Origin of the sequence: Halomonas sp. MMSF_3323, assembly GCF_030733595.1 — a bacterium.
GTDB lineage: Bacteria > Pseudomonadota > Gammaproteobacteria > Pseudomonadales > Halomonadaceae > Halomonas > Halomonas litopenaei.
On the sequence record NZ_JASHIT010000018.1, the window covers coordinates 21,201 to 46,679 of the forward strand.

Consider the following 25,479-nt stretch of genomic DNA (forward strand, 5'->3'; position numbering starts at 1 on the left):
GCAGCATGTTCATGAACTCTCGTGCAGATCCCGGAGCACCGCGTCGCCGGCCAGGATCAACTCGGCCAGGCGCAGGTCCTCGGGGTGGGTGATCTTGATATTGTCGCGGCGACCGGCGACCAGTCGGGGCGCGCGGCCCAGGGCCTCAACCGCCGACGCCTCGTCGGTGATCCGGCCGACACCGATGCCGTCCGGCGCCAGCGCCCGCGCCAGAGCTTCCTGAAGCAGAGCAAAGCGAAATGCCTGGGGCGTCTGGGCCTGCCACAGACCCCGTCGGTCCTCGGTGTTCGCCACCGCCCCCTGGCCATCGTCACGCTTGATGGTATCCGCCACCGGCGAGGCCAGCAGCGCCCCGTCAGGGCTCGCTAGGGCAGCGTTGTAGAGCCGTGACAGGTCATCGGCGCTGACACAGGGGCGCGCCACGTCGTGCACCAGCACCAGGTCATCGGGGGCGCCTTGGGCGGCGACCGCCGCCAGGGCATTGACCACGCTGTGCACGCGCTCGGCGCCGCCGGCCACCCGCTGCCAGTCGGTAAAGGGGACCAGCGCCGGGTCGAACCAGTCGTCATCGGGCGCCAGGCACAGGCACAGCCGCGCCTCGGGAAAGCTCTGATGCAGCCGCGCCAGGGTATGCGCCAGCACCGGTCGCCCCGCCACTTCGAGATACTGCTTGGGGCAGGTCCCGCCGACCCGCTTGCCGACGCCCGCCGCCGGCACGATCAGCCACAGTCGGCTCATTCACTGGCCCCCTGGGCAGATCCCGGTGTCGGTTGGGCCACCGGGGCGACGTCGGTCTCGACCCCGGGCACCCAGAAGAACTGCTCGTCGGTGCGCACCATGCCCACATCGCTGCGAGCGCGTTCCTCGATGGCATCGAGACCGGTCTTGAGGTCCACCACCTCGGCGCTAAGGCGAGCATTGCGATCGCGCAGGGGCTGGTTTTCCGCCTCCAGCGCCGCCACCCGCCCGCTGACTTCATTCATTTCCATGACACCGCCCTGGCCCAGCCACAGTCGATACTGAAGCAGGGCGAGCAGTGCCAGCAGCACTATCGCCAAGGTCTTGAGCATGCAGGTACCGTCGACATTCGATTCGGCGCCTAGTATGCCATCGCCGCCCGGTCGGGGGCGAGTCGCGGGTCGGCCCATGTCACGATGGCCAGGAGAGCGCATCAAGACCAGAGGCACCAACGCAATCGGCCGACCCCGAGTGTCGCCCGACTCACTGGCGAGCGTTCTTGCGCTGGTTAAATGCCAACCGCTCTATAGCTGGAACGGCATACGGAAGGTCAGGCTGATATCCGAGGCGTCATCGGTCATGCCGATGCCCAGGTTGGTGACCACCGAGGTGGAATCGGTCATGGCGTAGGTGCCACCGATATTGAACACCCCGATAGTGGCGTCACTGCCGATAACCTCGGTCTCATTGCCACCTTCCGGAGTAATCTCGGTCTTGCGGATATATTCGTGGGAGTAGGACAACGCCAGACTCAGCCGCTCATTCAAGGCAAAGGCGGTACCGAAGCCTGCGCTGATGCTGTCACCCAGATCCACATCGGCGCGCTGATCACCCTCACCCGCCGAAATATCGTCGAAATCTTCCTCGATATTGTAGGTGTAGCCCAGGTTGGCGAAGACGATGGCCGGGTCCAGAGTCTTGAGTACCGACACCCCGGCAGTCACGCCCCAGACGCCGTTGCCGGTAGGCAATTCCTTGGGAACCGACAGGTTACCGGCGGTATCGGATTGCTCGATTTCGATGCCGTAGGGGTCCTTGCCGGTGGGCGCACGCACCCCCAGACTGACCACCACGTCGGGCCTCTCCACGGTCTCCGGCAGCAGCCGGTAGGACAGGCTCGCCGAGATATCACCTAGCCCGGCTTCATCGACGTCATCCTCCACATTGCGTTCTGTGGAGAACTCACCACCGATGGACTGGATGGTGGTGGTGCGATAGACGAAGGGCACATTGATGCTGGCTTCCAGCCGATCGGTCAGGCCATAACGGGTATTGATATCCAGGGTGGTAATGTGGGTCTCGACATTGTCGAGATTCAGCTCGCCGAGAAAGATGGCGTCCAGTGCCAGAAAGCCGCGTAGTGCCAGGCTATCCCGATCCGAGTAGGTGTAGGTGATCCCGGGTTCGATGGTCAGGCGATCGGAAAACAGCGCGTGCTCCTCGCGGAAAATATCCTGCACGCTGCGCGAGGCCTCCTGGGATTCCAGCGCTTCTTGCTGTTCGGCTCCGACGGTCTGTTGTGCAAGAGCAGGCGCCGCAGCACCGGCCAGTAAAAGGCCCGCCAACGGCGGGCAGAGCGTCCTGTTGATGACGATATTCACGTCGATCTCCTTGTCCCCGAATGAAATCGTTTGTACTTCTTGTCGAGCGTCTACTGCGCCCTTCTGCTCCCCTTCCAGCAGGGTCCCCCGACACTCCTGGTAAAGTGTAGTCAAATTGTGCGTTTACGACGGCCAAATCCTTCATAGCTGTCAACGCAGTGCCGCCGCGGACTTGATGCCGCTGAGCATGCCGGGTACCGCCCTGTCTCCCACCCCGGCCTGGTTACCCATATACAGCTGCAGCCGGGTCAGGTTGCGCACCTGCTGCATGTTGCTGGAGAGCTGGATCGCCTGATTCAGCCCGCCGCCGGGTACAATGGCCTGACTGATGCTGCCCATACCCGGAATGTCCACGGATACGCTCATGTTGTTGCCGACGGCGGATACCGCGATGGTACTGCCGGCGATGGAGCGGGTCAGATTGCCGCTGGTGTCCGGGCTCACTCCACCGAAGCTCGAGGCGTCCATGACATCGATGACCAGGTCATTGGCGGCGACGTTGAAGTCCCCCCCCGCCTGGATCGACTGCACCACGCCGGAGGCGTTGGCGGTGCCCCGATCGACTATCGTTGCACCGTTGCCAAGACTTGCCAGACCCGCGGCGCTCTCCACCACGGTAATGGTGGGCTGGAAGCTCACCGTGGGTTGGCCTCGACTCAGATCACCCAGCATCTGCGCCCCGGCAGATAGATGATCCCCCGCCGCGGTGCGCCATTCGCTGACCATCTGCACCCCGAAAAACATCAGGCGCCCCTTATCGGCGAAGCGCCCGCGCTGTTGTCCCAGTTCACTGTCGGATAGCTGACGCGCCTCGCTGAAACCCTCGAAGCGGTCAAAGTCGGTGGTGGCAGCCAACGCTGCCGGTGCGCCCAGAGCCAACGACAATGCCAACAGCATTGCCCAGTATTTCAGCCCTGGTCCCCTGTCATGTCCCATCATGGTGTTGCCCCCTGATCGACGGCGCCTTCCTGCTCGCCGCTGAGCCTTGCCGAAAGAGCGTTATCGTTATCAGAACAGTTCAGCGTGACGGAAACCGAAGTCGATCATCTGCTCGCGTGAGACGGGCGAAAACACGTCCTTCATTCGATGCGCCGTCAAAGGCTGGCGCGGATCGAGCAAGGCGGTATAGCGATCGAAGCCGTCGCCCACCACCGCGAAGATGATATTGTTCCAGGCGGCCATGAATTCGTCCCGGGACATCACCCGGTTGCCCAACGCCGGATCACCGACATAGACGCGATCTGCGCTGGCCTTCTTCATGACCACGAAGTGTTTGTAGCCGTTGAGGTCCAGTAGGACGATCACCGGAATCGAGACGTCATCCAGGGTCTCGGCGTCGACTTCATAGCCGCGCCCGCGTAGGCCCAGGGTCTCGACATAGTTCTTCAGATCCAGCAGGGAGAAGCCCTGCTGCTGTACCAGCTCCAGGTCGGCTACCTCCAGCATCCCCGCCAGCACGTCGTGCTCGGTGGTGTCGGGACGTTGGTAGGCGTACTTGAGCAGGGTGGCCAGCGAAGCGGCACCACAGGAAAAGTCGGTGCGCTGCTCGACCAGATTCTCGTAGCGACGCTCACGGATGGACTGCACGTCCTTGTTGATCACCGTCCCCGGCACGATCCCTCCCAGGCGAATGGTGGCAGCCTGGGTGTTGCCGAGTGGTAGTGCGAGGCCGATGGCCAGTGCCGCGGCCAGCGGCCAGCGTGGCAGTGTCATGACCTGTCCCCCGTATCCAGATGGTGAGTGTCGTATTGGCCAGCTTCTTGGTGAGCTTTGGCGCTGGTGTCTTGTTGGAAAGATCCCCGGCCCAGATGGGCCGGGGAATTCGCGCAGCGGAGACTGGTATCAGTTCTCGCCGCCCACGCCACCGGTGTTGCTTGAGTTCGCCATGCTGGAAGCAATCGACAGCGAGTTGCGCTGCATGTTGCCGGTGCCGGAGGCGATGTTGACGCCGATGTTGCCGGTGGCGCCGCGCAGGGCATTGCCGCTCAGAGTGGCAGTATTTTCCTGGTAGACCAGCACTTCATTGAAGGAGCTGCTGGAACCGGAAGCGGTGCCGGCCAGGCCAATCAGACCAGCCTCGACGAAGCCGAGAGAACCGCCTTCTTCACCCTCGAAACGACCGTCGTTGCCATCCGGGCCCTGGTCGTCGAAGTCAGCATGGCCCCACAGGGACTCGCCGCCGGGGTGGCTGTCGCCGCCCTGCCAGATTTCCGGATAGACGTCGTTGGTCTGCTCCCAGTTGCCCTCGTAGCTACCGACACCGCCACCGATGTAGCCACCGCCCAGTACCACGCCGGCGCTGAACTCGGAGCCGCTTTCCAGGGTCACGACCTGTCCTGCGGTGGTGGTGCTGTTGTTGTAGCTGGCCTGGACGCCGCCGGTGGTGGCGTCGGCGCTGCCGCTGGCGGTGTTGACGGCTGCCGCCAGGCTGTTGTGCTGGGCGTTGCCGATACCGGCCGCGACGTTGACGCCGATGTTGCCGCTGGCGTTACGCAGGGCGTTGCCACCCATCAGGGCAGTGTTCGGGCTGCCGGTGATGCCAGTCATGTTGTTGGAGGTGGACTGGAAGGAGAAGGAGGCCGCCTGGCCGAACACGGTGGCCGCGTCGGAAGATGACAGCGCGGCGTCGTTGGCCTGCTGGTTGTTGTCACCGGCGGCCACGTTGGCACCGATATTACCGGCAGCACCCTGCAGGGCATTGCCGCCCAGGGTCGCGTCATTGGTGGTCAGGTCTTGCGTGGCATAGTTGTTGTCGCTGAACTGCTTGCTGTCCACGGTGGCGCCGGAGTAGTTGTCATCTGTAACCAGGGCTCCACCGAGCGCACCCAGCCGCTTGTAGGTGTGGGAATCGTTCTTGATATGAACGTCGTAGCGGTTGTTGACGTCGGAATCCATGTAGGAATCGGTGTCAAAGCTGTTGTCCGCCAGTGCCGCCGGTGCGACCAGAAGTGCAGAGATGGCCAGAGCGAGCGGTGCTTTTTCGAAAGTTTTCATGATCGTTCTCCTGAATGAACCGTACTGTCTTTTCACTGCTTTTATTGACGTCACTCGTTGTCTTCCACGCTTGCTCTATTGGTTGAAGCGATAGCTGAAGCTGTTGCGAGTGGCGTTCCCCGTGCCGGCTGACTGGTTGACCTGAATCACTCCTCTGGCGCCCCCGAAGGTACTCTCATCGATCTCGAGATTCCGGATGGCGCTGTCGGAGCCATTGCTGCTCGACCCATTCAGCCCCTGCCTTGGTGCCAGCACCTGTTGCAGACTGTCGTCGCTCAGGCCGCTGACCGTGCTCCCCAGAGCCATGCCGAAGCTGTTGCTCTGAAGGTTGCCTATCCCCGCCGCCTGGTTGACGGACATCCACCCGGAGGCTCCACTAAAGGCGCCCTCCCTGATGGCGGTGCCCACCTCCATGCCGGCGAGTCGTTCGTCGATGCGCACCTGCTGCACCAGACGATTGTTGATGGTGGCGCCATCACCGATGGCCAGGGCGCCGCTGTTGGACTGCAGATTCTGGTTGCCCGCGGCCTGGTTGGCCGCCGCGACACCACTGACACCGCTGAGCGCCTGTCCGCTGATCACGCTGCTGCTGCGCAGGCCGCTCAGGTCCTGGCCCTGGGCCGGGTCCGGGCTCACCATCACCAGCCCGAAGGCGGCGGTAAGCACCAGGCTGCGAGTCAGCCGTACCGGCACGAATGAAGGCTTGAAGATCCGCATGATCAGCGCCTCCCGCCGGTCAGGGGCGCCAGCGCGCCAGTCACGGTATTGGCGATACCCGAGGTCGCCCCGATCACGCTGCCACCGGCTGCCGATCCGCCACCGACCGAGGTCGCTACCCGATTGCTGCTGCCCAGGGGGCCGGTGCCGAGATTGGCGCCGGTACCCAGGGCGCGGTGCATCTGACTCATGCCGCGGCCTACGCCGGCGGAGATACTGGCCGCCCGGGTGTCATCGAGCATGATCGCGGAGACCCCACCCATGCGGGTGTGAACGCTGCCGGTGGCGCTGCGCGCCATGTTGCTGCTGTGCATCAGGTCGGCACGGCCACGAATCGGCCCGCTTTCGCGATTGACGTAGCCGAATGGCGCAGTCTCGACCTCTCGCAGCATGATGATCTCGCCGGGCTGGACGCCGGGGCGAAGATCGGCGCCGAGGCTCTGGTCGGTCCCCACACCGACCAGGCCCACCGCTACTACCGCTGCGGCCAGGGCCAGACGCCACTGGCACGTCACGGCGTTCCCGCTTCCCCCTTGCCCTTCTTTGTGCTTCAGGTGTCCCATGGTGATCACCAGTCCCGTTGCGTAGTGACGTTGGCGCTCTGACGGTTGTTCAGCCCGTTGGCTGCGCGATGGCTGCTGTCGTCGCCCCCGCCTCCGGCACCTCGTCCCGGCCGTTCGTCCCAGAGGATGACGCCGTCGGCGTCGATTCCCTGCTCCGGCACGAAGCGGCCTCGAATTGTGTCCAGCGCCCCGTCATTGACGAGGTGCTGCTCCCCGGGAGCGCCGAACACCTGCTGCTCGTCGAGCATCGCGGTGTCCGATCGGGCCGACATGGATCCGGTGGCGGCCAGCGCCACACCGATCGCGATGGACGCGCCAAGGACTAGGGTCCGGCTGTTTGCGATCGTCTGGTTCATGTCGGCGTCTCCTCGGGTCCTGTTCCCGTTGCAGTGTTTCTCCTGCACAAAGAACAGAGCAATCGCCGTGCCAACTTATAATCTGTTGATTTATAGGTATTTTTATTTTTGTGCGAAATGAAGAGTGTTAAGCGGATGAAACAACGCACCTTCAGCCGATGAGAAAAAACAGCACAAAACATCGTCAACTATCTGTTTTGTCGGTGGTTTTCCAAAAAGTACCGTTACTGGTACAGCACAGAACTGAGCGATAGCGACAAACAGGCAAAGCGACGCTGCCAGCCTGGCACTATCGTGCTGAAGGGCCCGCGAGGCGGGGGTTTCAGAAGAAACAGCAAAAAAATGTGGCAGGGTGTGTTCAAGGACGACATTCGCGTTACGAGGGAAGCCGGCACCTTGTACGGATGGGGGAGAAATGTCAGAAATCGCATGATTGAGCACAGTCAAACCTGACCCATCAACAAGCAATACACTGATATAAAAGGTATTTTTTAGACATTCACCGCTTCAACACTGTCCCTCTGGCCAATGTTTCAACAAAGCAACACTTTTGCGCCAGGCCCATTTTTCGGGGGTACGAAGCATCAGCTTCGTCCGGATAGCGTCGACATCTTGCCGCGATCTCTCAACGTCGATAATCGGATCCGGATGCCAGAGCGCAGATACCAGGGAAGTAGAAGGACGCAGATACCAGGGTGATAGAAGGACCCAGATGCCAGGGCGATAGAAAGCCCCCAGATAGCAGAGCACTGGAACCTGGATGCAAAAAGCCCCGCTTGCAGCGGGGCTATCAAAGAGTGGTTTGCCGAGAGGTCATAGAGAGAAGAGAGCGCTGCGAGGAGAGACCTGCCGATAACGCCTCTTCACTACCGCTCGAACAGAATCAATGACACCAGTCCGTCAGGAGAAGGCAGCCTCCTGGGGAGGCGTACGAGAAATACCGTGCTTGTCGAGCAACCGATAGATGGTCACCCGGGAGACGCCAAGTTCCTTGGCGGCGGCGTTGACCCGGTACTTGTTGCGCCCCAGCGCCGAGAGCAGCGCATCACGCTCGGCTTCCTCGCGAACCTCTTCAAGCGTTATCTGGTGGCGGTTCAAGCCACGCCGTTCGATGCCGAGGTCCTCGGGCTGGATCAGACGGTTTTCGCACATCACCATGGCCCGGCGAACCCGATTGATCAGCTCGCGGACGTTGCCGGGCCAATGGTAGCGCTGCATCACCGACAGCGCCTCTCGGGAAAAGCCTTTCAGACAGGAGGCCTTCTCGCAGGAGAAGCGCTCGAAGAAGAAACGCGCCAGGATCTCGATATCTTCCGAGTGCTCGCGCAAGGCAGGTACCTGCACCTGGAGCACATTGAGCCGGTGATAGAGATCCTCCCGAAAGCGTCCCTCCTTCACCGCCAGCTCGAGATTGACGTGGGTCGCGGCGACGATACGCACGTCCACCGGAATATCCTCGAGCCCACCGACGCGCTGGATACAGCGCATTTCCAGAAAGCGCAGCAGGTTGACCTGAAGCTCCAGCGGCAGGTCGCCGATCTCGTCGAGGAACAGGGTGCCACCGTCGGCCGCCTCGATACGACCGATCTTGCGTTGCGAGGCACCGGTGAAGGCGCCCTTCTCGTGGCCGAACAGCTCTGACTGAATCAAATGCTCGGGCAGGGCGCCGCAGTTGATGGCGTGAAAGGGCTGGCGCGAACGCGTGGAGCGCTCGTGGATGGCCTGAGCCGTCAGCTCCTTGCCGGTACCGGACTCACCGCTGATGAACACCGGGGCATCGACCACCGCCACCTTGCGGATGGTCTTGAACAGGTTCCACATCACCGGCGTCGTACCGACGAACTCGTACTCGCTGTCTTCGGCGGCGGCCGACATGCGCTGTTCTTCACGGTCGCGCTGCTGCAGCATCGACAGTTCCGCAGCGTGCTCCATCAGGATCGACAGGCGTAGCAGATCCACCTGGGGCGACACCAGGGAGTGGCTCAGGTGGGCCATGATGCGACGCATCTCGGGATCGTCACACTGATCCGAGGTGCTGACCGCGATCCAGGGCCTTTCGCTTTTCAGGATCAGCGGTTCCAGATGGCGCAGGTCCTGACAGGACAGGTCCTCCAGTACCATGATGCCGACCCGGCAAGGGTCATCAGGCTGCAAGCGGCAATCCGACAGCGGCGACACCAGCGGATGCATCTGCCAGCCATTCGACTGCAATCCCTCCAGCAGGTGGCCGGCACGACCACCGGGGTCGCCGATCCACCAACTGCAACGTTGCTTGACGTCCATCGCCTGTCCCCTGAACCCAACCGCCCGCAGACACCAGCAACGATCGGACTGTCGCGCCAACGCGACTACGAACCCGACCGCTCTCGATCCATCTGCGCCTGCGTAATGTAATCGTTATCTCACATGAGTATCGGTTGAATCATAGCACCGTATTACGCTCTACCTCGAAACGGTAGTCCACGGTGAGCCGCCGCCACATACAGTTCGAGCTGTCGGGCTTCCTCTTGACAAAATCGCGCTACCGCATCGTTGAGGCGGGGATCATTGACATGATGCAAGGACGTCAGCCGGCGGGGGACGAAGCCCCGGGACACCTTGTGCTCACCCTGGGTACCGGGGTCAAAGCAGTCGAGGCCTCGCGCAAGGCAGTGTTCGATACCCTGGTAGTAGCAGGCTTCGAAGTGCAAACAGTCGGCCAGCACCTCGCTGCCCCAGTAGCGACCGTAGAGGGTTCGGGTTCCCTGAAGGCAGAGCGCGGCGGCCACCGGGCGGCCTTCAACAAAAGCTTGAACAAGCACAAGGTTTTCCGGCATATGACGGCGAAGCCGCTGAAAAAATACCTCGCTTAGATATCCTGTCGCACCTCTTTCGAGATAGGTGATGCGATAGCAGCGAAAGAAGTGGCGGATCGCCGCTTCGTCGATCTCGCTACCCTCGAGGCGCCGCAGTTCGATGCCCTGGTCGGCGACACGGCGACGCTCGCGTCTTACTTCCTTGCGCCGTTTCGAGGACATCGCCGCCAGGAATCCCTCGAAGTCGCCAAAGCCCTCGTCTCGCCATTGAAACTGCACGCCGCTTCGGGCGATCAACCCCGGACAGGCCTGTCGCCAGGCGGCCACCTCCGAGTCCTCGGCAAACAGCAGATGCCAGCCCGATAGCCCGGGGTCGTCTTGCCACTGGCTCGCCAGCATGGCCATGACGGTCTGCTCGTCTTCACCTTCTGCCAGTGCCAGGCGCGGGCCTGGCGCCGGGGTGAAGGGGATCGCGCTCACCGCCTTGGGGTAGTAGCGTCCCCCGGCACGCTCCCAGGCATCCGCCCAGCTCCAGTCGAACACGTACTCGCCCCAGGAGTGTTCCTTGAGGTAGTACGGCAGCAGGCCTACCAGTCGCGCCCCTCGCCACAGCGTCAGATGTCGAGGCTGCCAACCGGTGCCCTCCCCCACCGCACCGGTGGCCTCCAGCGCATCGAGAAATTCGTGACGGGCAAAGGGGTGGTCCGGGTCCACCAGGGCGTTCCAGTGCTCGGCCGGCACCTCGGCGACGGTCTCCAGGCACTTGACCGAAAGACCTTCCTCGGCGTGGCCGCCCTGTTCTTGCTGCGGGGATGATGGCGTCACAACCCACTCCTTGCGCTTTGCGATTCAGCCACAGAGTGCCAGACTTTGGAGGTGCTCGTCGCCGAGATCGTCGAAGGCGGCGACCACCGGCCACTCCCTGTAAAAAAACTACATATTCGACCAAAGCACTCGGTCAAGGGGGAGGAAATTGGCTTTTTATTTGGTAAAGTTACGTACCTGACCCGCATCAACACGTCTGAGGTTGACCATGGCTAGCCAGCAAGCTTCTTCGCTCGATCCCACCGTCGCCCGCGTCACCGAGCGCATTCGTGAGCGCTCCCGGCAAAGGCGCGCCCTCTACGAAGAGCGCATGGAGGCCCAGCATCGTCGCGGCGTCCATCGCTCCGAACTGTCCTGCGGCAACCTGGCCCACGGCTTTGCCGCGTGCGGCAGCGAGGACAAGAATCAGCTCAAGCTGATGAATAGCGCCAACCTCGGCATCATCTCGTCGTACAACGATATGCTGTCGGCGCACCAGCCGTTCGAGACCTTTCCCGAGGTGATTCGCGAAAGCGCCCGCCAGATGGGCTCTACCGCCCAGTTCGCCGGCGGTGTGCCGGCCATGTGCGACGGCGTCACCCAGGGCCAGCCGGGCATGGAGCTGTCGCTGTTCTCCCGCGACGTCATCGCCATGGCCACCGCAGTGGGCCTGTCGCACAACATGTTCGACGCCGCCCTCTATCTTGGCGTGTGCGACAAGATCGTGCCGGGCTTGTTCATCGGCGCGGCGCGCTTCGGCCACCTGCCGACTACCTTCATCCCGGCCGGGCCCATGCCCAGCGGCCTGCCCAACAAGGAAAAGGCCCGCGTCCGTCAGCTGTTCGCCGAGGGCAAGGTCGGCCGTGACGAGCTGCTGGAAGCCGAGTCCGAGAGCTACCACAGCCCCGGTACCTGCACCTTCTACGGCACCGCCAACTCCAACCAGCTGATGATGGAGTTCATGGGGCTGCACCTGCCGGGCGCTTCCTTCGTCAACCCCGGTACCGACATGCGCGAAGCGCTGACTCGTTTCGCCACCGAACAGACGATCCGCAATACCGAGCCCGGCGGCGACTACCGTCCGTTCTATCGCCAGATCGACGAGCGTGCCATCGTCAACGCCATGGTCGGCCTCTTGGCCTCCGGCGGCTCCACCAACCACACCATGCACCTGGTGGCCATGGCCGCGGCGGCGGGTATCACCATCAACTGGGATGACTTCTCGGAGCTGTCCTCCGCGGTGCCCAGCCTGACCCGGGTCTATCCCAACGGCCAGGCCGATATCAACCACTTCCAGGCCGCCGGCGGCATGAGCCTGCTGATCCGGGAGCTGCTCGGCGCGGGCCTGATCCACGGCGACATCCCGACGATATTCGGCACCGACCTGACCGCCTACACCCAGGAGCCCTTCCTCGAGGATGGCAAGCTGGTGTGGCGCGAAGGCCCCCTGGAAAGCCTCGACCCGGACGTGCTGCGCCCGGTATCCAACGCCTTTGCCGCCACCGGTGGCCTCAACGTGCTCGAGGGGAATCTCGGCCGTGGCGTCATCAAGGTGTCGGCGGTAGAGGCTCAGCACCGGGTCGTCGAGGCGCCGATCAAGATCTTCGAGGAACAGAACGACCTCAAGGCCGCCTTCGACGCCGGCGATCTCGACCGTGACGTCATCGTGGTGGTGCGCTTCCAGGGCCCCAAGGCCAATGGCATGCCCGAACTGCACAAGCTGACCCCCTACCTGGGCGTCCTGCAGGATCGCGGCTACAAGGTCGCCCTGGTCACCGACGGGCGCATGTCCGGTGCCTCGGGCAAGGTACCTGCGGCCATCCACATGACCCCGGAGGCGCTGGACGGTGGCCCGCTGGCCAGGCTGCGTGATGGCGATGTGGTGCGCCTGGACGCCGACAAGGGCGAGCTGTCTGTCGTGCTCAGCGACGCCGAATGGCGGGATCGTCCCAAGCGCGTGGCCGAACTGGACCACTACCATGTGGGGCTGGGTCGTGAACTGTTCGGCGGCTACCGTCACCTGGCCATGGGCGCCGAGGAAGGCGCCGGCGTCTTCGGTGGCTTCGAGGCCGACGACCTCGAGCGCCAGCAGGGACAGATCCACGACGAGGACGCCTGAGTTCGCCCATGACACGCCAAGCGCTGATCGGGGACATCGGCGGCACCAACGCACGCTTCGCGCTGGTGTCGCCGGGCAAGACTGCCCCCCACGACATCCTGACCCTGCCCTGTGCCGACTATCCCGGCGTGGTGGAGGCTGCCCGTGACTACCTCGAGCGGGTGGGCGCCAGCGGCGAGAAGGCCCCGCGGGAGGCGTGCCTGGCGTTCGCCTGTCCGGTGCACGCTGAACGGGTCAGCATGTCCAACAATCACTGGAGCTTCCTGAAGGGCGAGGTCAAGCGTGACCTTGCCCTGGATGACTTCAAGGTCATCAACGACTTCATGGCTCAGGCGCTCGGCGTCCCCCACGTCGATTCGCATGATCTGGTCAGCATCCAGACCGGCGAGGCCGAAGGGCATGCCGCTCGACTGGTCATCGGACCGGGCACCGGCCTCGGCATGGCTGGCGTCTTCCCGGCACGGCGCGCCTGGGTGCCACTGCCCAACGAGGGTGGCCATGCCAGCTTCGCGCCCACCGACGAACAGGAACTCGAGATCTATCGACGCTTCCACCGTCGCTATGGCCGGGTCAGTGTGGAACGCATCCTGTGCGGTCAGGGCCTGCTCGACCTTTACCGAGTACTGGCCGAGATCGATGGTCTGGAGGCCAGCGCCAGCACGCCGGCTCAAGTCACCGAGGCCGCCAACCGCGGCGACCCGCTGGGGCGTGATACCATTCTGCGCTTTCTCAAGATCCTCGGCGACGTGGCGGGCGACGCTGCGCTGACCCTGGGTGCGAGAGGCGGCGTCTACCTGTGTGGTGGCATCGTGCCACGGCTGATCGACTGGCTGCCTCACAGTGGGTTTCTCAGCGCCTTCTGCAACAAGGGAAGGATGCGCCCTTACAACGAAGCCATCTCCATCCAGGTGGTCACGGCCCCGTGGACGGGGCTGCTGGGCGCCGCCGAGGCGCTCCACAACGAGGAGGTCGAATGATTCCGGCAACGCTCAAGACACGTATCGACGAGGTAGAGGGCCAGGGGCACATCCACTGGGCCGGCCGCGACATCTGGGTGGCCAACGAGAGCTGGGGCCAGCTGGCGATCTCGTTGCAGGGCGCCCAGGTGCTTCACTTTCAACCTGCGCCCGACGCCACGCGAGCCGCAGGCGCATCTCCCGCGCCCGACCCCACGCGAGCCGCAGGCGCTTCTCCCGCCAAAGCCACCGTCGACAGCGGTGCGGATGATCCTCTGGTGCCCGCTGGCTGGCTGTGGGTGACCCCCACGCCCCAGGACGTGCCGGGTGCGATTCGTGGCGGCATCCCCCTGTGCTGGCCGTGGTTCGCCGACGAGAACACCGCCGACGAGTCCCCCGACCGCTCCGGCCCGATGCACGGCCCGGCGCGCAAGGCCGACTGGCAACTGGACGCGGTGGACGAGCACGAAGACGGCGTCGAGGTGCACCTGTCACTGCCACAGCGCCTGCACAGCCAGTTGCATCCCCGTGCGGTGGTCCAGGCCAACGCCCAGCGTCTGCACGTGGAGCTGATCACCGAGCACCTGGGCGAGACGCCGGTGAAGATGACCGCCGCCCTGCACAGCTATCTGGCGGTGGATCAGGTCTTCGCCTGTCGCGTCGAAGGCCTCGTCGGGGCCCGCTACCTGGACAAGCTCAAGGGCTTCGCCGAGAGCGAGCAGGTGGGTGAGCTCGGGGTCCGTGAAGGCGTCGATCGTATCTATCATTCCAACGCCGAGGTGGTGCTCGATGACGGCCAGCGCCGCCTGCGAGTGGCTCGCCAGAACAGCGACTCGGTGGTGGTGTGGAATCCCGGCGAGACACCCAACCCGGACACCCCGCTGGACGCCGCCCGCCGTTTTCTGTGCGTCGAGTCCGCCAACACCCGCCTCGATCCGGTGTGGCTGGTACCCGGCGCCCAGCATATGCTCGGCACCACCCTGTCGCTGGCCGACAACCACTGATCGACGAGGAATCCCGCCATGCCCCCCGTGATCGCCTTTGGTGAAGCCCTGGTCGACATGCTCTCCAGTCGTCTCGGTGATGCCGCCGAGGGACCAGAGACCTTCACCCCCTACGCCGGTGGCGCGCCGGCCAACGTGGCCGTGGCCTGTGCGCGACTGGGACTGACCAGTCGCTTTCTCGGCATGCTGGGCGACGACCACTTCGGCGACTTCCTGGCCCGTGAGCTCGAGCACCACGGCGTCGACGTCTCCGGCGTATCGCGCACCCGCGAGGCCCGCACCGCCCTGGCCTTCGTCTCCCGCGACGCAGACGGCGAGCGCACCTTCGACTTCTATCGTCCTCCCGCCGCCGACCTGTTGTATCGCACCGAGCATCTGCCCCATGGAGTGTTCAGCGAGCCCGCCATCGTCCACCTGTGCAGCAACAGCCTTACGGACGATGCCATCGCCGCCACCTCCCTGGCGATCACCGAGATGGCCTCCCGGGCTGGCTGTCTGGTCAGCGTCGATGCCAACCTGCGTCACAACCTCTGGCCCGAGCACAGCATCGACGTCGGCCTGGTCACCCGCCTGCTCGACCAGGCCGACCTGATCAAGCTGTCCACCGATGAACTCGACGCCCTGCGGGGTGATCACCCACGTGACGACTGGCTGGCCGAACGCCTGGCCGCCGGTGCTCGCCTGATCGTGATCACCGATGGTCCCGGTGCGGTCGCCGCCCACACCACCCAGGGCGTCAAGCGCATGACACCGCCGCCGGTCAAGGCGGTCGATACCACCGCCGGTGGCGATGCCTTTATCGGCGGTCTGCTGGCGGCTCTGGCCGACCACGACTGGCAGCGCCCCAACTGGCAGCACGACGAGGCCTTCCTCGAACGCGCCCTGACCCTGGCCTGTCGCTGCGGCGCCCACGCGGTGACGCGCCCCGGCGCCTACGCGGCCCTGCCGCGCCGCGAAGACGTGATCGACAGCTGACATCACGACAACCTCGGGTGACCCGAAAGTCCCCCGCCGCCATGCCAGGGCCTATCGCCTCCCCGCCCTGGCATGGCGCCAGCGATTGACCAGCCTGTGGACGATCAGCGGCAGAAAGATGGCAGCCACCGCGCAGCCCTGGAACCAGGCCAGACGATAAGGGTGCGCCCATGCGCCCGAGTATCCAGTCAGGATCCCCGTGCAGGTCAGCACGATGGCCGCGGTGATCGTTGCCGCCAACCACTCGAGCCTGACCCAGCGCCGCGACCAGCGGTACACCACGACTCCTTCGACCAGCGACAGCAACACAACCCCCCACGAGTGGTAGCCCAGGGTCATCCCCCAGGACACACCACCCCGATACTCCCTGCCCAGGTAATCGGCGATCTCATGACCGACGCTGTACCCCACCACCAGTAGCAGAAAGCGCAGTCCTGGTAGTCCAAGCACGCGGTAAAGCAATCCTAGCTTCATTGACGGCCTATTCCATCACTGCGTTGACGGCTTGGGTCAGGCCAGGTCCCTGGCCTGCACCAGATGCCTTCCGGCTGGCGCGCTGATGGCGCCCTGCACCAGCGCCTCGGCGATGCGGGCCACCGGACTGGGTCGCCACTGGCGCGGCAGCAGCGGACGCAGACCGCGAGAAAGCGCGAGCCCCAGGCGCTCGGCGTGGCGCACCTCGGCTCGCTCACCGTCGATCAGGCCCGGCCTGACCAAGGTCAGGCTGGGGTAGTCGAGGTCGAGCAACTCGGCTTCCAGTTCGCCCTTGACCCGGGAGTAGAAGAAGCGCGAGCCACGATCGGCGCCTAGCGCCGAGTTCAAGGCAAAGCGTTCGGCACCGGCGGCTCTGGCGCGGCGCGCAAACCACAGCGGCAACTCGAGATCCACACGTCGAAAGGCCTCTCGCGAGCCGGCGGCCTTGAGGGTGGTGCCCAGTGCGCAGATCACGCCATCCGCCTTCCACCACTCGTCATTCCCCGCCAGCACCTGTGCATCACCTCGTCCAGTCTTGTCCGGTCGCAGTGACTCCAGATCGGCGAAATCGACGACCGGGGCGGCTAGCCTTGGGTGCTCCAGCGTCAGCGGTCGGCGTACCGGTGCCCGCACCTCGGTGACGTCGGGATGGGCCAATGCCTGGCGCAGCGCCTCGCTACCCACCAACCCCGTCGCGCCCAGTATCAACAGTTTCATAGGTTTTCTCCGCTCGCTCAGGCAACCATCATCCCATGGCGGCGGACAAAAAAAATCCGGCCAGAGGCCGGATCAAGGACAGCACCAGCTGTCGAGAGAGCACATGGATAGGCATGACGCCCTTCCGGTGCAGAGAGCTCAGGAATCATGACGAAGCGGCCAGCGCCGCTTCGTCATCGAGCATTCGGTGATGGCTTCAGTGATGGAAACGATCCGCGGCTTCCTTGGCCAGGGCGCGGATGGCGTCCCAGTCACCGGCGTCGACCAGCGACTTCGGGGTCAGCCAGGAGCCGCCCACGCACATGACGTTAGGCAGCGCCAGGTACTCGGAGGCGTTGCCCAGGTTGATGCCGCCGGTGGGGCAGAAGCGAGCCTCGCCAATGGGGCCGGCGAAGGCCTTGAGCGCCTTGACGCCACCGCTGGCTTCGGCCGGGAAGAACTTGAAGCGACGATAGCCGTACTGCCAGCCGGTCATCAGCTCGGAGATGGTGGCCACCCCCGGCAGCATCGGCACCGGGCTCTCGACGCCATAGCGGTAAAGCGCCTCGGTGGCGCCCGGGGTCACCACGAAGTCGGCACCAGCCTGCTCGACCTGACGATACTGGGCAGGTGTCAGCACGGTACCGGCGGCGATGCTGGCCTGGGGCAGCTCCTTCTTCAGCCGGGCGATGGCCTCGATCGCGCAGTCGGTGCGCAGGGTCACCTCGAGCACGCTGAGACCGCCTTCGACCAGGGCGCGGCCCATGGGCACGGCGTCCTCGATGCGATCGATGACGATCACCGGGATCACCTCGGCCTTCAGGCAGATGCTGTCGAGCTCGGTGGTGCGGGTAGACGGAAGCTGTTTTTCAATGGTCATGAGCGTGGCTCCAGGAAATCAGGGCGCCCAGTAGACGGCCAGCGGGCAGCTAAGAAAGGCACGAATGGGCAGTTCACGTACGTTGTCACCGGCCATGGCGCTTCCCAGCACGGCGCGCTTGTCGTCACCGGTCAGGTGCAGGTAATGGCGGCGGGCATGGTGCAGGCGCTCGGCGCTCAGGGTAATGCGCGCCTGGGGCTGGCTCGGTGTGCGCACCGCCACCACATGGGCATCGGTGCTCAGTGCCAGGTCCAGTTCGCGACTGTCAGGAAAAAGTGAGGCGGTATGGCCATCACCGCCCATCCCCAGGATGACTACCGATGCCGGCCAGGAGAGGCCCGTCAGTCGCTGGGCGACCTCGTCGGTGCCTTCCTCGGGGGTATCGTGTTCGGTGGTGAGCGGGACAAAGGTGGCCGCCTCGGCCCGGTTGATCAGCAGGTGCTTCCTGACCAGCCGGGCGTTGGAATCGTCGGCCTCGGCAGCGACCCAGCGCTCGTCGGCCAGGGTCACGTCGACCCGATCCCAGGGCAGAGTTTCCTGGGACAGTGCCTCGAAGAACGGCACCGGGGTGGAGCCGCCGGACACGATCAGCAGGGCGCGATCCTGGGACGACAGATCCTCGCGCAGCGCCGTGGCCACGGTCTGGGCCAACTGGTGCGCCAGTTGCTCGCGGGGAGACGGAGAAAGTTGCTCGCTGCTCATGTCAGTAGTCCTCGTACCAGCTACGTCCGTCCTGGGTGATCATGGCGATGGAGGCCACCGGCCCCCAGGAGCCTGCCGGATAGCGGCGCGGCGGCTCGTCACGATCCTGCCAGGTAGCGATCAGCTCGTCGCACCAGTGCCAGGCATGCTCGACCTCGTCACGCCGAACGAACAGGTACTGCTGGCCCTTCATGACTTCGAGCAGCAGACGCTCGTAGGCGTCGGGGATACGTGCCTTGGGGAAGGCGCTGTTGAAGTCCAGGTGCAGCGGGCCACGGCGCAGGCGCATGCCCTTGTCGAGACCACTGTCCTTGGTCAGCACCTCGAGGCGGATACCTTCCTCCGGCTGCAGCCGGATGATCAGCTTGTTGGCGGCCAGCGCCCGCTGATCCGGGTCGAAGATATAGTGCGGCTGCTGACGGAAGTGGATCACGATCTGTGACAGCTTCTCGGGCATGCGCTTGCCGGTACGCAGGTAGAAGGGCACGCCGGCCCAGCGCCAGTTGGACACCTCGGTCTTCATCGCCACGAAGGTCTCGGTATGGCTGCGGGTATTGGCGCCTTCTTCCTCGAGATAGCCGGGTACACTGGTGCCGTCGCTGGTGCCGGCGGTGTACTGTCCGCGCACCACGTCACGTCCGATCATGTCGTCGGTGAATGGCTTGAGCGCCTTGAGCACCTTGACCTTCTCGTCGCGGATGGCGTCGGCGTCGAGGTTGGCCGGCGGGTCCATGGCGATCAGGCAGACCAGCTGCAGCAGGTGGTTCTGGACCATGTCCCTGAGCTGGCCAGCCTCGTCGAAGTAGCCCCAGCGGCCCTCGATGCCGACCTTCTCGGCCACCGTGATCTCCACGTGGGAAATATGGTTCTGGTTCCACTGGGTTCCGAACAGCGGATTGGCAAAGCGCAGCGCGATCAGGTTCTGCACCGTCTCCTTGCCCAGGTAGTGGTCGATACGATAGACCCGTGACTCGGGGAACACCGCCCCCACCGCATCGTTGACCTCCCGCGACGACTCCAGGTCGTAGCCGATCGGCTTCTCCACCACCACGCGGCTTTGCTCGTCCAGGCTGCCACTGGCCTCGAGGTGGCGGCAGATATCGCCATACAGGCTCGCCCCCACCGCCAGATAGACCACCAACGGGCGCTGCTGACCGCCCTGCTCACGCCACTCGGCGATGGCGCCATAGCCTTCCACCGTGGTGAAGTCCACCGACAGGAAGGACAGGCGATCGAGGAAACGGGCGACCACCTTGTCATCGAGCTCGCTCGACTTGACGTATTCCTTCAAGGAGCCATGGATGCGCTCGCGGAAGGCCTCCTGGTCGATGTCCTGACGCGCCAGGCCAAGAAGCCGGGTGTCGTCATGCAAGAGCCCCTCGCGGTCCAGCTGGTAGAGCGCCGGGAACAGCTTGCGGCGAGACAGGTCGCCCAGGGCGCCGAACAACGCCAGATCGATGTCGGTACGCTCGGCGTCACCGGATCGGGTGTGTCGTGTCATAACCGTCCTCGTTTGGTGGTAGACCCCTGGATATCGCAGAAGGCTATCGAGCGAGATGTGTCCTGCTTACCGTCAGGGTATCTAAGTTTACAAAAAAATGGTCAACTTTCGACGGCCAGATTGAAAAATATTTTGTAAACTTACACAAAATATCCCGCTGGCGCGCTTATACGTTGGATGTAGATCGGTGGAGCGCTAGGATAGCCGCCAATACGTAGTTAAATCACCACATCCCCAGAGAGAATTGTCTCGGGTACCCCAATAAATGCGCCGCTGCCCGCGCACCACCGCGCAGTTGCCCGCGCCTTTCGTCACGGAGCCGACCTCGACCATGGTTCGCCACGACCTTATCGAACGCATTCGCACCCGCCTCGACGAGCTCAACCGCTCCGAGCGCAAGGTCGCCGACGTCATTCTGGCCGACCCCGCCGCCGCAACAGGCATGAGTATCGCCAGTTTGGCTCAAGCTGCCTCGGTCAGCGAACCCACCGTCAATCGCTTCTGCCGAAATTTCGAGGCCAAGGGCTATCCCGACTTCAAGATCCAGCTGGCCCAGAGCCTGGCCGGCGGCACCCCCTATGTCAGCCAGGCGGTGGAACCCGATGACGGTGCCGAGGCCTACAGCGGCAAAATCTTCGGCGCTACCATCGCGGCGCTGGACCTCGCCAGTCGGGAGGTCGCTCCCGAGCGCATCGAGCGCATGGTCGACTACCTGATCCAGGCCAAGCAGATCCACTTCTTCGGCCTCGGTGCCTCCGGCGCAGTGGCCCAGGACGCCCAGCACAAGTTCTTTCGCTTCAACCTGCCGGTCAGCGCCTACATCGACGTACTGATGCAACGCATGGTCGCCTCGGCCTGCCACACCGGCGACGTGGTGGTGGTACTGTCCTATACCGGGCGCACCCGGGAACTGGTCGACATCGCCGCCCTGGCCCGTGAAAACGGTGCCGTGGTGCTCGGTATCACCGCGCCGGACTCACCTTTGTCGCGCCAGTGCACCGAAACCCTTGCGGTCAGCGCGCCCGAAGACACCGACCACTACATGCCGATGACCTCACGCATGGTACAGCTTGCGCTGATCGACGTGCTGGCCACCGGCGTCACCCTGCGTCGCGGCGAGGACTTCCTGCACCACCTCAAGAAGATCAAGGACAGCCTGCGCAGCACAAGGTACAGCGTCGACGAGTGACAACAACGACAGGCCCGCTCCACGGCTTGCCTCCCTAGCGTATTGGCACAACAATAGCGGCCTGTCTTGCGTCCCTGTCCGCACGCCGCCATCCACACCATTGCCAGGAAGCCTCATGCGATCACTGCCATCCCTGACCTCTGTTCTGACCGTCTTGAGCCTGGGGCTGTTCAGCCTGCCGACGCTGGCCGACCAGACCGAGACCTTCCGCTTCACCGCCATCCCCGACGAGGACGAATCGCGTCTGGTGGAGCGCTTCTCGCGGGTGGCCGACTATCTGTCCGAGACGCTCGAGGTCGAGGTCGAGTACGTGCCGGTGAAGTCCTACGGTGCGGCGGTCACCGCCTTCCGCAACGATCAGGTTCAGCTGGCCTGGTTCGGCGGTCTGTCCGGTGTCCAGGCCCGTCGTCTGATGCCCGGTTCCCAGGCGCTGGCCCAGGGCGTCGAGGATGCGGCCTTCGAGAGCTATTTCATCGCCCACTCCAGCACCGGACTCGAGGCCGCCGACCAGCTGCCCGAAGAGATCGAGGGCAAGACCTTCACCTTTGGCGCCAAGACCTCCACCTCCGGTCGCCTGATGCCGGAGCACTACCTGCGCGAGCGCTTCGACGCCGCGCCGGAAGAGCTGTTCTCACGGGTCGGCTTCTCCGGTGATCACTCACGCACCATCGCCCTGGTCGAGGCCGGCACCTACGAGCTGGGTGCGGTCAACTTCAAGGTGTGGGACGCGGCGCTGGAAAATGGCGATGTCGACACCGACAAGGTCAGCGTGATCTGGTCTACCCCGAGCTACCCGGACTACCAGTGGACCCTGCGCGGCGACGCCGATGAGGCCTTCGGCGAAGGCTTTACCGACAGGGTTCGCCAGGCACTGCTCGAGATGGAAGATCCCGAACTGCTGGAGAGCTTCCCGCGTTCCGGCTTCATTCCCGCCGACAACAGCATGTACGCCCCCATCGAGACGGTCGCCGAGAGCCTCGGCCTGCTGCGCTGATGGACGATGGCCAACGTCAGGTCACCGGCGGCCGGGACAACGGCCACGGTGACTTCCCGACACTGATCCTCGACGGGGTCGACCTGGGCCACGCCGACCACAGCGTGCTGCATGACGTCCACCTTCGCCTTGCGCCCGGCGAGCGCGTCGCCCTGCTCGGGGAAAGCGGCGTCGGCAAGTCCACCCTGCTGGCGGAGCTGCGCCGCCGTCTTGGCCGCCACGCCGCCTGGTGTCCCCAGTACCACGGCCTGGTGCCTCAGCTATCGGTCTACCATAACGTCTACATGGGCAGGCTGGAGCGCCACTCGGCGCTGGTCAACCTGTGGAACCTGGTCAGGCCGCTGCGCCAGGCCTGGGAAGATGTCGCAAACCTGTGCGCTGAACTAGGGCTCGAAGGCGCCATCAGGCGCCCGGTAGGTCGGCTGTCGGGTGGCCAGCGCCAGCGGGTCGCCATCGCCCGTGCGCTCTATCAGCGCCGCCAGGTCTTTCTCGGTGACGAGCCGGTCGCCAGCGTCGACCCCCACCAGGCCATGGCGCTGCTCGATCGAATCGATGCCCAGCACGCTACCACGGTGATGGCACTGCACCAGCGCGAGCTGGCGCTGAGCCACTTCGATCGCGTCTGGGGGCTGGCCGGCGGTCGCGTGGTGCTCGACGCGCGCAGCCAAGATCTAAGCCTCGATGATCTCGACGCGCTCTACCCCAGTGCGTCACGCACGGCCTCCTCTCCCGCTGCTCCCAGCCCTGCTCGCGACGACAGCAGCGATTCGCCGGCCGAGGCCAGCACTCGCCACGCCTCGCACCAGCCCGGCGAGGAGCAGGCACGACCGTGAGCGCCGCGCAAGCGACACGCCCAGGCCTGTTGGCCGGCGACGGTATCGGTGCCCGCCTGGCACGCCACAGCCTGTGGCTGGTGGTGCTGGCTGCCCTGGCGATTCCGCTGGCCGACCTCGAAGTATTGAGCCGCGATCCCTGGGGCGAACTCGGACGCATGGCAATGGGCCTGGCGCTGCCTGACTTCGGCGCCATCGAGACGCCCCTGCAGGCCATCGGCCTGACCATTGCGGTGGCCTTCTGGGGCACCCTGGCCGGCGTGGTGCTGGGGCTGCCCCTGGCGCTGGTCTACGCCCGCTCACGCCTGGTGCGCGCTGCCAGTGCCGCGGTGCGGGCGGTCCATGAGCTGTTCTGGGCGCTGCTGTTCCTGCAGGTGTTCGGGTTGTCCGCGCTGACCGCCCTGGCGGCCCTGGCGATCCCCTACGCCGGCATCTTCGCCAAGGTCTACGCCGAGATCCTCGAGCAGACGCCCCAGGCGCCCCAGGCGGCGCTGCCCGAGGGTACCGGGCGCCTTGCCCGGCTGGCCTATACCGAGCTGCCCCAGGCCTTCGCCCAACTGGCCGCCTACACCCGCTACCGCTTCGAGTGCGCGCTCAGAAGCAGCGTGCTGCTGGGTTTTGTCGGTCTGCCGACGCTGGGCTACCAGCTCGAGAGCGCCTTTCGCGAGGGCCGCTACTTCGAGGCCGGTGCCCTGCTGTGGGCCTTTTACCTGCTGATCGCCACCCTGCCCTGGTGGGCCCATCGGCGCCTGCTGCTGCCGCTGGGGCTGGCCAGCGTGTGGTTGCTGGGTCCCTGGCCCGAGATCGACCCAGGCCTGTTATGGCGTTTCGTCAGCGTAGACATCTGGCCCCGCGCCCTGCTTGAGGGCGACATCGGCGGTGTGCTCCGCTGGCTGGCCGGACTGCCCGACCTCGTCGGCGCGGTGGCCAATACCCTGCTGCTGGGGCTGCTCGGCACCGTCGGCGCCCTGCTGCTCGCCCTGGTGCTGTGGCCCCTGGCCTCGCGCCACTTCGGCAATCGCGTCAGCCAGAGAATCGGCCAGGGTGTGCTGATCTTTCTGCGCTCGACCCCGGAGCTGATGCTGGCCTTCGTCTTCCTGTTGCTGCTGGGGCCATCGCTGCTGCCGGCCTGGCTGGCCCTGGCGCTGCATAACGGCGCCCTGATCGCCTTCCTGGTATGTCGCCACGCCCAGGCGATCGAGCCCGGCATGCCGGGACTCCCGGCCTCGGGACGGCTGGCCTACGAGCTGTTGCCGCGGCTGTACCCGGGCATGCTGGCGCTGGTCTATTACCGCGCCGAGGTGATCCTGCGCGAAAGCGCCCTGCTCGGCATGCTCGGGGTCGCCACCCTCGGTGACAATATCGATGACGCCTTCCAGACCTTGATGTTCGACGTGGCCTTCGCCCTGCTGGTGATCACCGCCCTGCTCAATATCGCCGTCGACGCCCTGGCCCGCCGTCTGAGGCCTTGTGAGCCGCCCATGGAAGATCCCTGCCTGCGCTGAAGGGAAGACCCCTGCCTGCGCAGAAGACAAGACGCCTTGAAGGGCGGCACATGCGCTTTATCCGGCTCATCCTGACGCCAGGACCAATGCCTCAAAACCGACACAAACGACAACGCCGGCCACGGGGCCGGCGTTGTCGTTCGAGCGGACGGCTACATCACTGCGGCTCTGTTACAGGCCCTTGACGGCGGCGGTGACGGTGATCTCGACCTTCAGTTCCTTGGCCGGCATCGGCGCGCACACGCAGGTACGGGCGGGGGCGTGGCCTTCCGGCACCCAGGCGTCCCATACCGCGTTCATGGCGGCAAAGTCCTCGCCGTTCTGCAGGTAGATGGTGGCGCTCAGCAGATGCTCGCGGTCGCTGCCCACTTCGGCCAGCAGCTCATCGACACGCTCCAGCATGCTGGTGGTCTGGGCGGTGATATCCCCCTGACGGGCGTCCGGTCCGGCGACCTGACCACACAGGTAGGCAACACCGTGGTGGATGACGGCGCGGCTCATGCGGGTCTTGGTGTCGTGACGCTGAATGCTCATCGCTCTCTCCAAAAAAGTCGGTATTTCTAAAAAATCTCGAAAAGACAGCCGATTCGACCACCTCTTCACCAGTGTCTTCTCTGCAACGTTAGACAGCCGCCCAATATAGCCAACTTCTCCCTGCGCCAGATAGTCTGTTGTCGCGCTTTTGCCTCTTTTGCGATGTCAGGTATCCCTCACCCCGGCGACATAGTCACGACAGTCCTGCTGTCGCCCAACCGTTTATATGAGGGTTTGCAAATGAAACGTTCCGTCATGATGGCCGCCGTGCTGTCCACCGCCCTGGCGCAAGCCGGCGCCATTGCCACCGTCCAGGCCGCCGATGGCGACATGGAAAAGTGTTACGGCGTCGCCCTGGCCGGAGAGAACGACTGCAAGGCAGGGCCAGGCACCACCTGCGCCGGCACCTCTACCGTCGACTACCAGGGCAACGCCTGGACCCTGGTCCCGGAAGGCACCTGTACCGATATCGAAACGCCCCACGGCAATGGCAGCCTGAGCGAGGTCGAGCGCCCCTGAGCCAGAGCACTGGCGCCACGGGGAGGCTAT

At 64.6% G+C, this 25,479-nt stretch carries 26 protein-coding genes; 9 read left to right on the forward strand and 17 right to left on the reverse strand.

What is annotated here, in order from left to right; translation table 11 throughout:
* Positions 1 to 9 precede the first annotated feature (9 nt).
* From ispD to RBB39_RS10840, 11 genes are all read right to left on the reverse strand, one after another.
* Positions 10 to 738 (reverse strand): 2-C-methyl-D-erythritol 4-phosphate cytidylyltransferase, encoded by a 729-nt coding sequence (ispD, locus tag RBB39_RS10790; protein ID WP_045991031.1) that lies wholly within the window; start codon positions 736 to 738, stop codon positions 10 to 12.
* Positions 735 to 1,070, reverse strand: a complete 336-nt coding sequence (ftsB, locus tag RBB39_RS10795; protein ID WP_045991030.1) for a cell division protein FtsB — start codon at positions 1,068 to 1,070, stop codon at positions 735 to 737. Before ftsB ends, ispD begins: the two co-directional genes overlap by 4 nt.
* Before the next feature lie 192 nt (positions 1,071 to 1,262).
* Entirely contained in the window at positions 1,263 to 2,339 is a 1,077-nt protein-coding gene (locus RBB39_RS10800) for a transporter (RefSeq protein ID WP_231498461.1), read from the reverse strand.
* 150 nt (positions 2,340 to 2,489) lie between these two features.
* The gene (locus RBB39_RS10805) at positions 2,490 to 3,278 is read right to left on the reverse strand and encodes a hypothetical protein (protein WP_124802684.1); all 789 of its coding nucleotides are present in this window, start codon (positions 3,276 to 3,278) and stop codon (positions 2,490 to 2,492) included.
* Positions 3,279 to 3,347: 69 nt separating this feature from the next.
* Positions 3,348 to 4,052: a C39 family peptidase gene (locus tag RBB39_RS10810; protein WP_045991029.1), complete on the reverse strand. Its 705-nt coding sequence runs from the start codon at positions 4,050 to 4,052 to the stop codon at positions 3,348 to 3,350.
* A 129-nt stretch (positions 4,053 to 4,181) separates the two neighbouring features.
* On the reverse strand, positions 4,182 to 5,333 hold the full coding sequence (locus RBB39_RS10815; protein WP_052704198.1) for a hypothetical protein: 1,152 nt from the start codon (positions 5,331 to 5,333) through the stop codon (positions 4,182 to 4,184).
* Between the two features lie 75 nt (positions 5,334 to 5,408).
* On the reverse strand, positions 5,409 to 6,050 hold the full coding sequence (locus RBB39_RS10820) for a hypothetical protein (protein WP_045991028.1): 642 nt from the start codon (positions 6,048 to 6,050) through the stop codon (positions 5,409 to 5,411).
* 2 nt (positions 6,051 to 6,052) lie between these two features.
* Positions 6,053 to 6,565: a hypothetical protein gene (locus RBB39_RS10825; RefSeq protein WP_045991027.1), complete on the reverse strand. Its 513-nt coding sequence runs from the start codon at positions 6,563 to 6,565 to the stop codon at positions 6,053 to 6,055.
* Positions 6,566 to 6,618: 53 nt separating this feature from the next.
* Entirely contained in the window at positions 6,619 to 6,969 is a 351-nt protein-coding gene (locus RBB39_RS10830) for a hypothetical protein (RefSeq protein ID WP_045991026.1), read from the reverse strand.
* A 900-nt stretch (positions 6,970 to 7,869) separates the two neighbouring features.
* Positions 7,870 to 9,252 (reverse strand): sigma-54-dependent Fis family transcriptional regulator, encoded by a 1,383-nt coding sequence (locus tag RBB39_RS10835; RefSeq protein WP_239452493.1) that lies wholly within the window; start codon positions 9,250 to 9,252, stop codon positions 7,870 to 7,872.
* Between the two features lie 152 nt (positions 9,253 to 9,404).
* Positions 9,405 to 10,589, reverse strand: coding sequence for a GNAT family N-acetyltransferase (locus RBB39_RS10840; protein WP_045991025.1), 1,185 nt, complete (start codon positions 10,587 to 10,589; stop codon positions 9,405 to 9,407).
* 208 nt (positions 10,590 to 10,797) lie between these two features.
* On the opposite strand from RBB39_RS10840, the gene edd reads away from it, so the two are divergent.
* Genes edd through RBB39_RS10860 form a run of 4 tightly spaced genes read left to right on the forward strand, consistent with a single transcriptional unit; the run spans position 10,798 to position 15,622 of the window.
* On the forward strand, positions 10,798 to 12,687 hold the full coding sequence (gene edd, locus RBB39_RS10845; protein ID WP_045991024.1) for a phosphogluconate dehydratase: 1,890 nt from the start codon (positions 10,798 to 10,800) through the stop codon (positions 12,685 to 12,687).
* An 8-nt stretch (positions 12,688 to 12,695) separates the two neighbouring features.
* Positions 12,696 to 13,664 (forward strand): glucokinase, encoded by a 969-nt coding sequence (gene glk, locus RBB39_RS10850; protein WP_045991023.1) that lies wholly within the window; start codon positions 12,696 to 12,698, stop codon positions 13,662 to 13,664.
* Positions 13,661 to 14,647: a D-hexose-6-phosphate mutarotase gene (locus RBB39_RS10855; protein ID WP_045991022.1), complete on the forward strand. Its 987-nt coding sequence runs from the start codon at positions 13,661 to 13,663 to the stop codon at positions 14,645 to 14,647. Before glk ends, RBB39_RS10855 begins: the two co-directional genes overlap by 4 nt.
* Before the next feature lie 18 nt (positions 14,648 to 14,665).
* Positions 14,666 to 15,622, forward strand: coding sequence for a carbohydrate kinase (locus RBB39_RS10860; RefSeq protein WP_306169081.1), 957 nt, complete (start codon positions 14,666 to 14,668; stop codon positions 15,620 to 15,622).
* Positions 15,623 to 15,673: 51 nt separating this feature from the next.
* Here the strand turns inward: RBB39_RS10860 and RBB39_RS10865 are convergent, their stop codons facing one another.
* From RBB39_RS10865 to zwf, 5 genes are all read right to left on the reverse strand, one after another.
* On the reverse strand, positions 15,674 to 16,096 hold the full coding sequence (locus tag RBB39_RS10865; RefSeq protein WP_045991020.1) for a hypothetical protein: 423 nt from the start codon (positions 16,094 to 16,096) through the stop codon (positions 15,674 to 15,676).
* Positions 16,097 to 16,132: 36 nt separating this feature from the next.
* On the reverse strand, positions 16,133 to 16,813 hold the full coding sequence (locus tag RBB39_RS10870; protein ID WP_045991019.1) for an NAD(P)H-binding protein: 681 nt from the start codon (positions 16,811 to 16,813) through the stop codon (positions 16,133 to 16,135).
* Between the two features lie 196 nt (positions 16,814 to 17,009).
* Complete coding sequence (locus RBB39_RS10875; protein WP_045991018.1) at positions 17,010 to 17,672, reverse strand: bifunctional 4-hydroxy-2-oxoglutarate aldolase/2-dehydro-3-deoxy-phosphogluconate aldolase; 663 nt, start codon at positions 17,670 to 17,672, stop codon at positions 17,010 to 17,012.
* A gap of 18 nt (positions 17,673 to 17,690) precedes the next feature.
* Positions 17,691 to 18,374, reverse strand: a complete 684-nt coding sequence (gene pgl, locus RBB39_RS10880) for a 6-phosphogluconolactonase (protein ID WP_045991017.1) — start codon at positions 18,372 to 18,374, stop codon at positions 17,691 to 17,693.
* 1 nt (position 18,375) lies between these two features.
* Entirely contained in the window at positions 18,376 to 19,875 is a 1,500-nt protein-coding gene (gene zwf / locus RBB39_RS10885; RefSeq protein ID WP_045991016.1) for a glucose-6-phosphate dehydrogenase, read from the reverse strand.
* Between the two features lie 331 nt (positions 19,876 to 20,206).
* Between zwf and RBB39_RS10890 the strand changes: the two genes are divergently transcribed.
* From RBB39_RS10890 to RBB39_RS10905, 4 genes are all read left to right on the forward strand, one after another.
* Complete coding sequence (locus RBB39_RS10890; RefSeq protein ID WP_045991062.1) at positions 20,207 to 21,064, forward strand: MurR/RpiR family transcriptional regulator; 858 nt, start codon at positions 20,207 to 20,209, stop codon at positions 21,062 to 21,064.
* 115 nt (positions 21,065 to 21,179) lie between these two features.
* Positions 21,180 to 22,058, forward strand: coding sequence for a putative selenate ABC transporter substrate-binding protein (locus RBB39_RS10895; RefSeq protein ID WP_306169082.1), 879 nt, complete (start codon positions 21,180 to 21,182; stop codon positions 22,056 to 22,058).
* Entirely contained in the window at positions 22,058 to 22,891 is an 834-nt protein-coding gene (locus tag RBB39_RS10900) for an ATP-binding cassette domain-containing protein (RefSeq protein ID WP_306169083.1), read from the forward strand. The genes RBB39_RS10895 and RBB39_RS10900 overlap by 1 nt, the downstream gene beginning before the upstream one ends.
* Positions 22,888 to 24,396, forward strand: a complete 1,509-nt coding sequence (locus RBB39_RS10905; RefSeq protein ID WP_306169084.1) for an ABC transporter permease subunit — start codon at positions 22,888 to 22,890, stop codon at positions 24,394 to 24,396. Before RBB39_RS10900 ends, RBB39_RS10905 begins: the two co-directional genes overlap by 4 nt.
* 171 nt (positions 24,397 to 24,567) lie before the next feature.
* Here the strand turns inward: RBB39_RS10905 and RBB39_RS10910 are convergent, their stop codons facing one another.
* A complete protein-coding gene (locus RBB39_RS10910; RefSeq protein WP_045991015.1) occupies positions 24,568 to 24,930 on the reverse strand; it encodes a RidA family protein in 363 nt (120 codons plus the stop codon).
* A 240-nt stretch (positions 24,931 to 25,170) separates the two neighbouring features.
* Between RBB39_RS10910 and RBB39_RS10915 the strand changes: the two genes are divergently transcribed.
* The gene (locus RBB39_RS10915) at positions 25,171 to 25,449 is read left to right on the forward strand and encodes a DUF2282 domain-containing protein (RefSeq protein WP_045991014.1); all 279 of its coding nucleotides are present in this window, start codon (positions 25,171 to 25,173) and stop codon (positions 25,447 to 25,449) included.
* Positions 25,450 to 25,479 lie beyond the last annotated feature (30 nt).

What these genes read in the sequence shown, in the direction of transcription:
- RBB39_RS10860 (WP_306169081.1), top strand. Translation starts at nt 14,666, where the DNA reads ATGCCCCCCGTGATCGCCTTTGGTGAAGCCCTGGTCGACATGCTCTCC.
- RBB39_RS10900 (WP_306169083.1), top strand. Translation starts at nt 22,058, where the DNA reads ATGGACGATGGCCAACGTCAGGTCACCGGCGGCCGGGACAACGGCCAC.
- RBB39_RS10835 (WP_239452493.1), bottom strand. Translation starts at nt 9,252, where the DNA reads ATGGACGTCAAGCAACGTTGCAGTTGGTGGATCGGCGACCCCGGTGGT.
- glk (WP_045991023.1), top strand. Translation starts at nt 12,696, where the DNA reads ATGACACGCCAAGCGCTGATCGGGGACATCGGCGGCACCAACGCACGC.
- RBB39_RS10865 (WP_045991020.1), bottom strand. Translation starts at nt 16,096, where the DNA reads ATGAAGCTAGGATTGCTTTACCGCGTGCTTGGACTACCAGGACTGCGC.
- RBB39_RS10910 (WP_045991015.1), bottom strand. Translation starts at nt 24,930, where the DNA reads ATGAGCATTCAGCGTCACGACACCAAGACCCGCATGAGCCGCGCCGTC.
- RBB39_RS10855 (WP_045991022.1), top strand. Translation starts at nt 13,661, where the DNA reads ATGATTCCGGCAACGCTCAAGACACGTATCGACGAGGTAGAGGGCCAG.
- edd (WP_045991024.1), top strand. Translation starts at nt 10,798, where the DNA reads ATGGCTAGCCAGCAAGCTTCTTCGCTCGATCCCACCGTCGCCCGCGTC.
- RBB39_RS10810 (WP_045991029.1), bottom strand. Translation starts at nt 4,052, where the DNA reads ATGACACTGCCACGCTGGCCGCTGGCCGCGGCACTGGCCATCGGCCTC.
- zwf (WP_045991016.1), bottom strand. Translation starts at nt 19,875, where the DNA reads ATGACACGACACACCCGATCCGGTGACGCCGAGCGTACCGACATCGAT.
- RBB39_RS10895 (WP_306169082.1), top strand. Translation starts at nt 21,180, where the DNA reads ATGCGATCACTGCCATCCCTGACCTCTGTTCTGACCGTCTTGAGCCTG.
- RBB39_RS10820 (WP_045991028.1), bottom strand. Translation starts at nt 6,050, where the DNA reads ATGCGGATCTTCAAGCCTTCATTCGTGCCGGTACGGCTGACTCGCAGC.
- ftsB (WP_045991030.1), bottom strand. Translation starts at nt 1,070, where the DNA reads ATGCTCAAGACCTTGGCGATAGTGCTGCTGGCACTGCTCGCCCTGCTT.
- RBB39_RS10805 (WP_124802684.1), bottom strand. Translation starts at nt 3,278, where the DNA reads ATGATGGGACATGACAGGGGACCAGGGCTGAAATACTGGGCAATGCTG.
- ispD (WP_045991031.1), bottom strand. Translation starts at nt 738, where the DNA reads ATGAGCCGACTGTGGCTGATCGTGCCGGCGGCGGGCGTCGGCAAGCGG.
- pgl (WP_045991017.1), bottom strand. Translation starts at nt 18,374, where the DNA reads ATGAGCAGCGAGCAACTTTCTCCGTCTCCCCGCGAGCAACTGGCGCAC.
- RBB39_RS10815 (WP_052704198.1), bottom strand. Translation starts at nt 5,333, where the DNA reads ATGAAAACTTTCGAAAAAGCACCGCTCGCTCTGGCCATCTCTGCACTT.
- RBB39_RS10870 (WP_045991019.1), bottom strand. Translation starts at nt 16,813, where the DNA reads ATGAAACTGTTGATACTGGGCGCGACGGGGTTGGTGGGTAGCGAGGCG.
- RBB39_RS10830 (WP_045991026.1), bottom strand. Translation starts at nt 6,969, where the DNA reads ATGAACCAGACGATCGCAAACAGCCGGACCCTAGTCCTTGGCGCGTCC.
- RBB39_RS10875 (WP_045991018.1), bottom strand. Translation starts at nt 17,672, where the DNA reads ATGACCATTGAAAAACAGCTTCCGTCTACCCGCACCACCGAGCTCGAC.
- RBB39_RS10915 (WP_045991014.1), top strand. Translation starts at nt 25,171, where the DNA reads ATGAAACGTTCCGTCATGATGGCCGCCGTGCTGTCCACCGCCCTGGCG.
- RBB39_RS10890 (WP_045991062.1), top strand. Translation starts at nt 20,207, where the DNA reads ATGGTTCGCCACGACCTTATCGAACGCATTCGCACCCGCCTCGACGAG.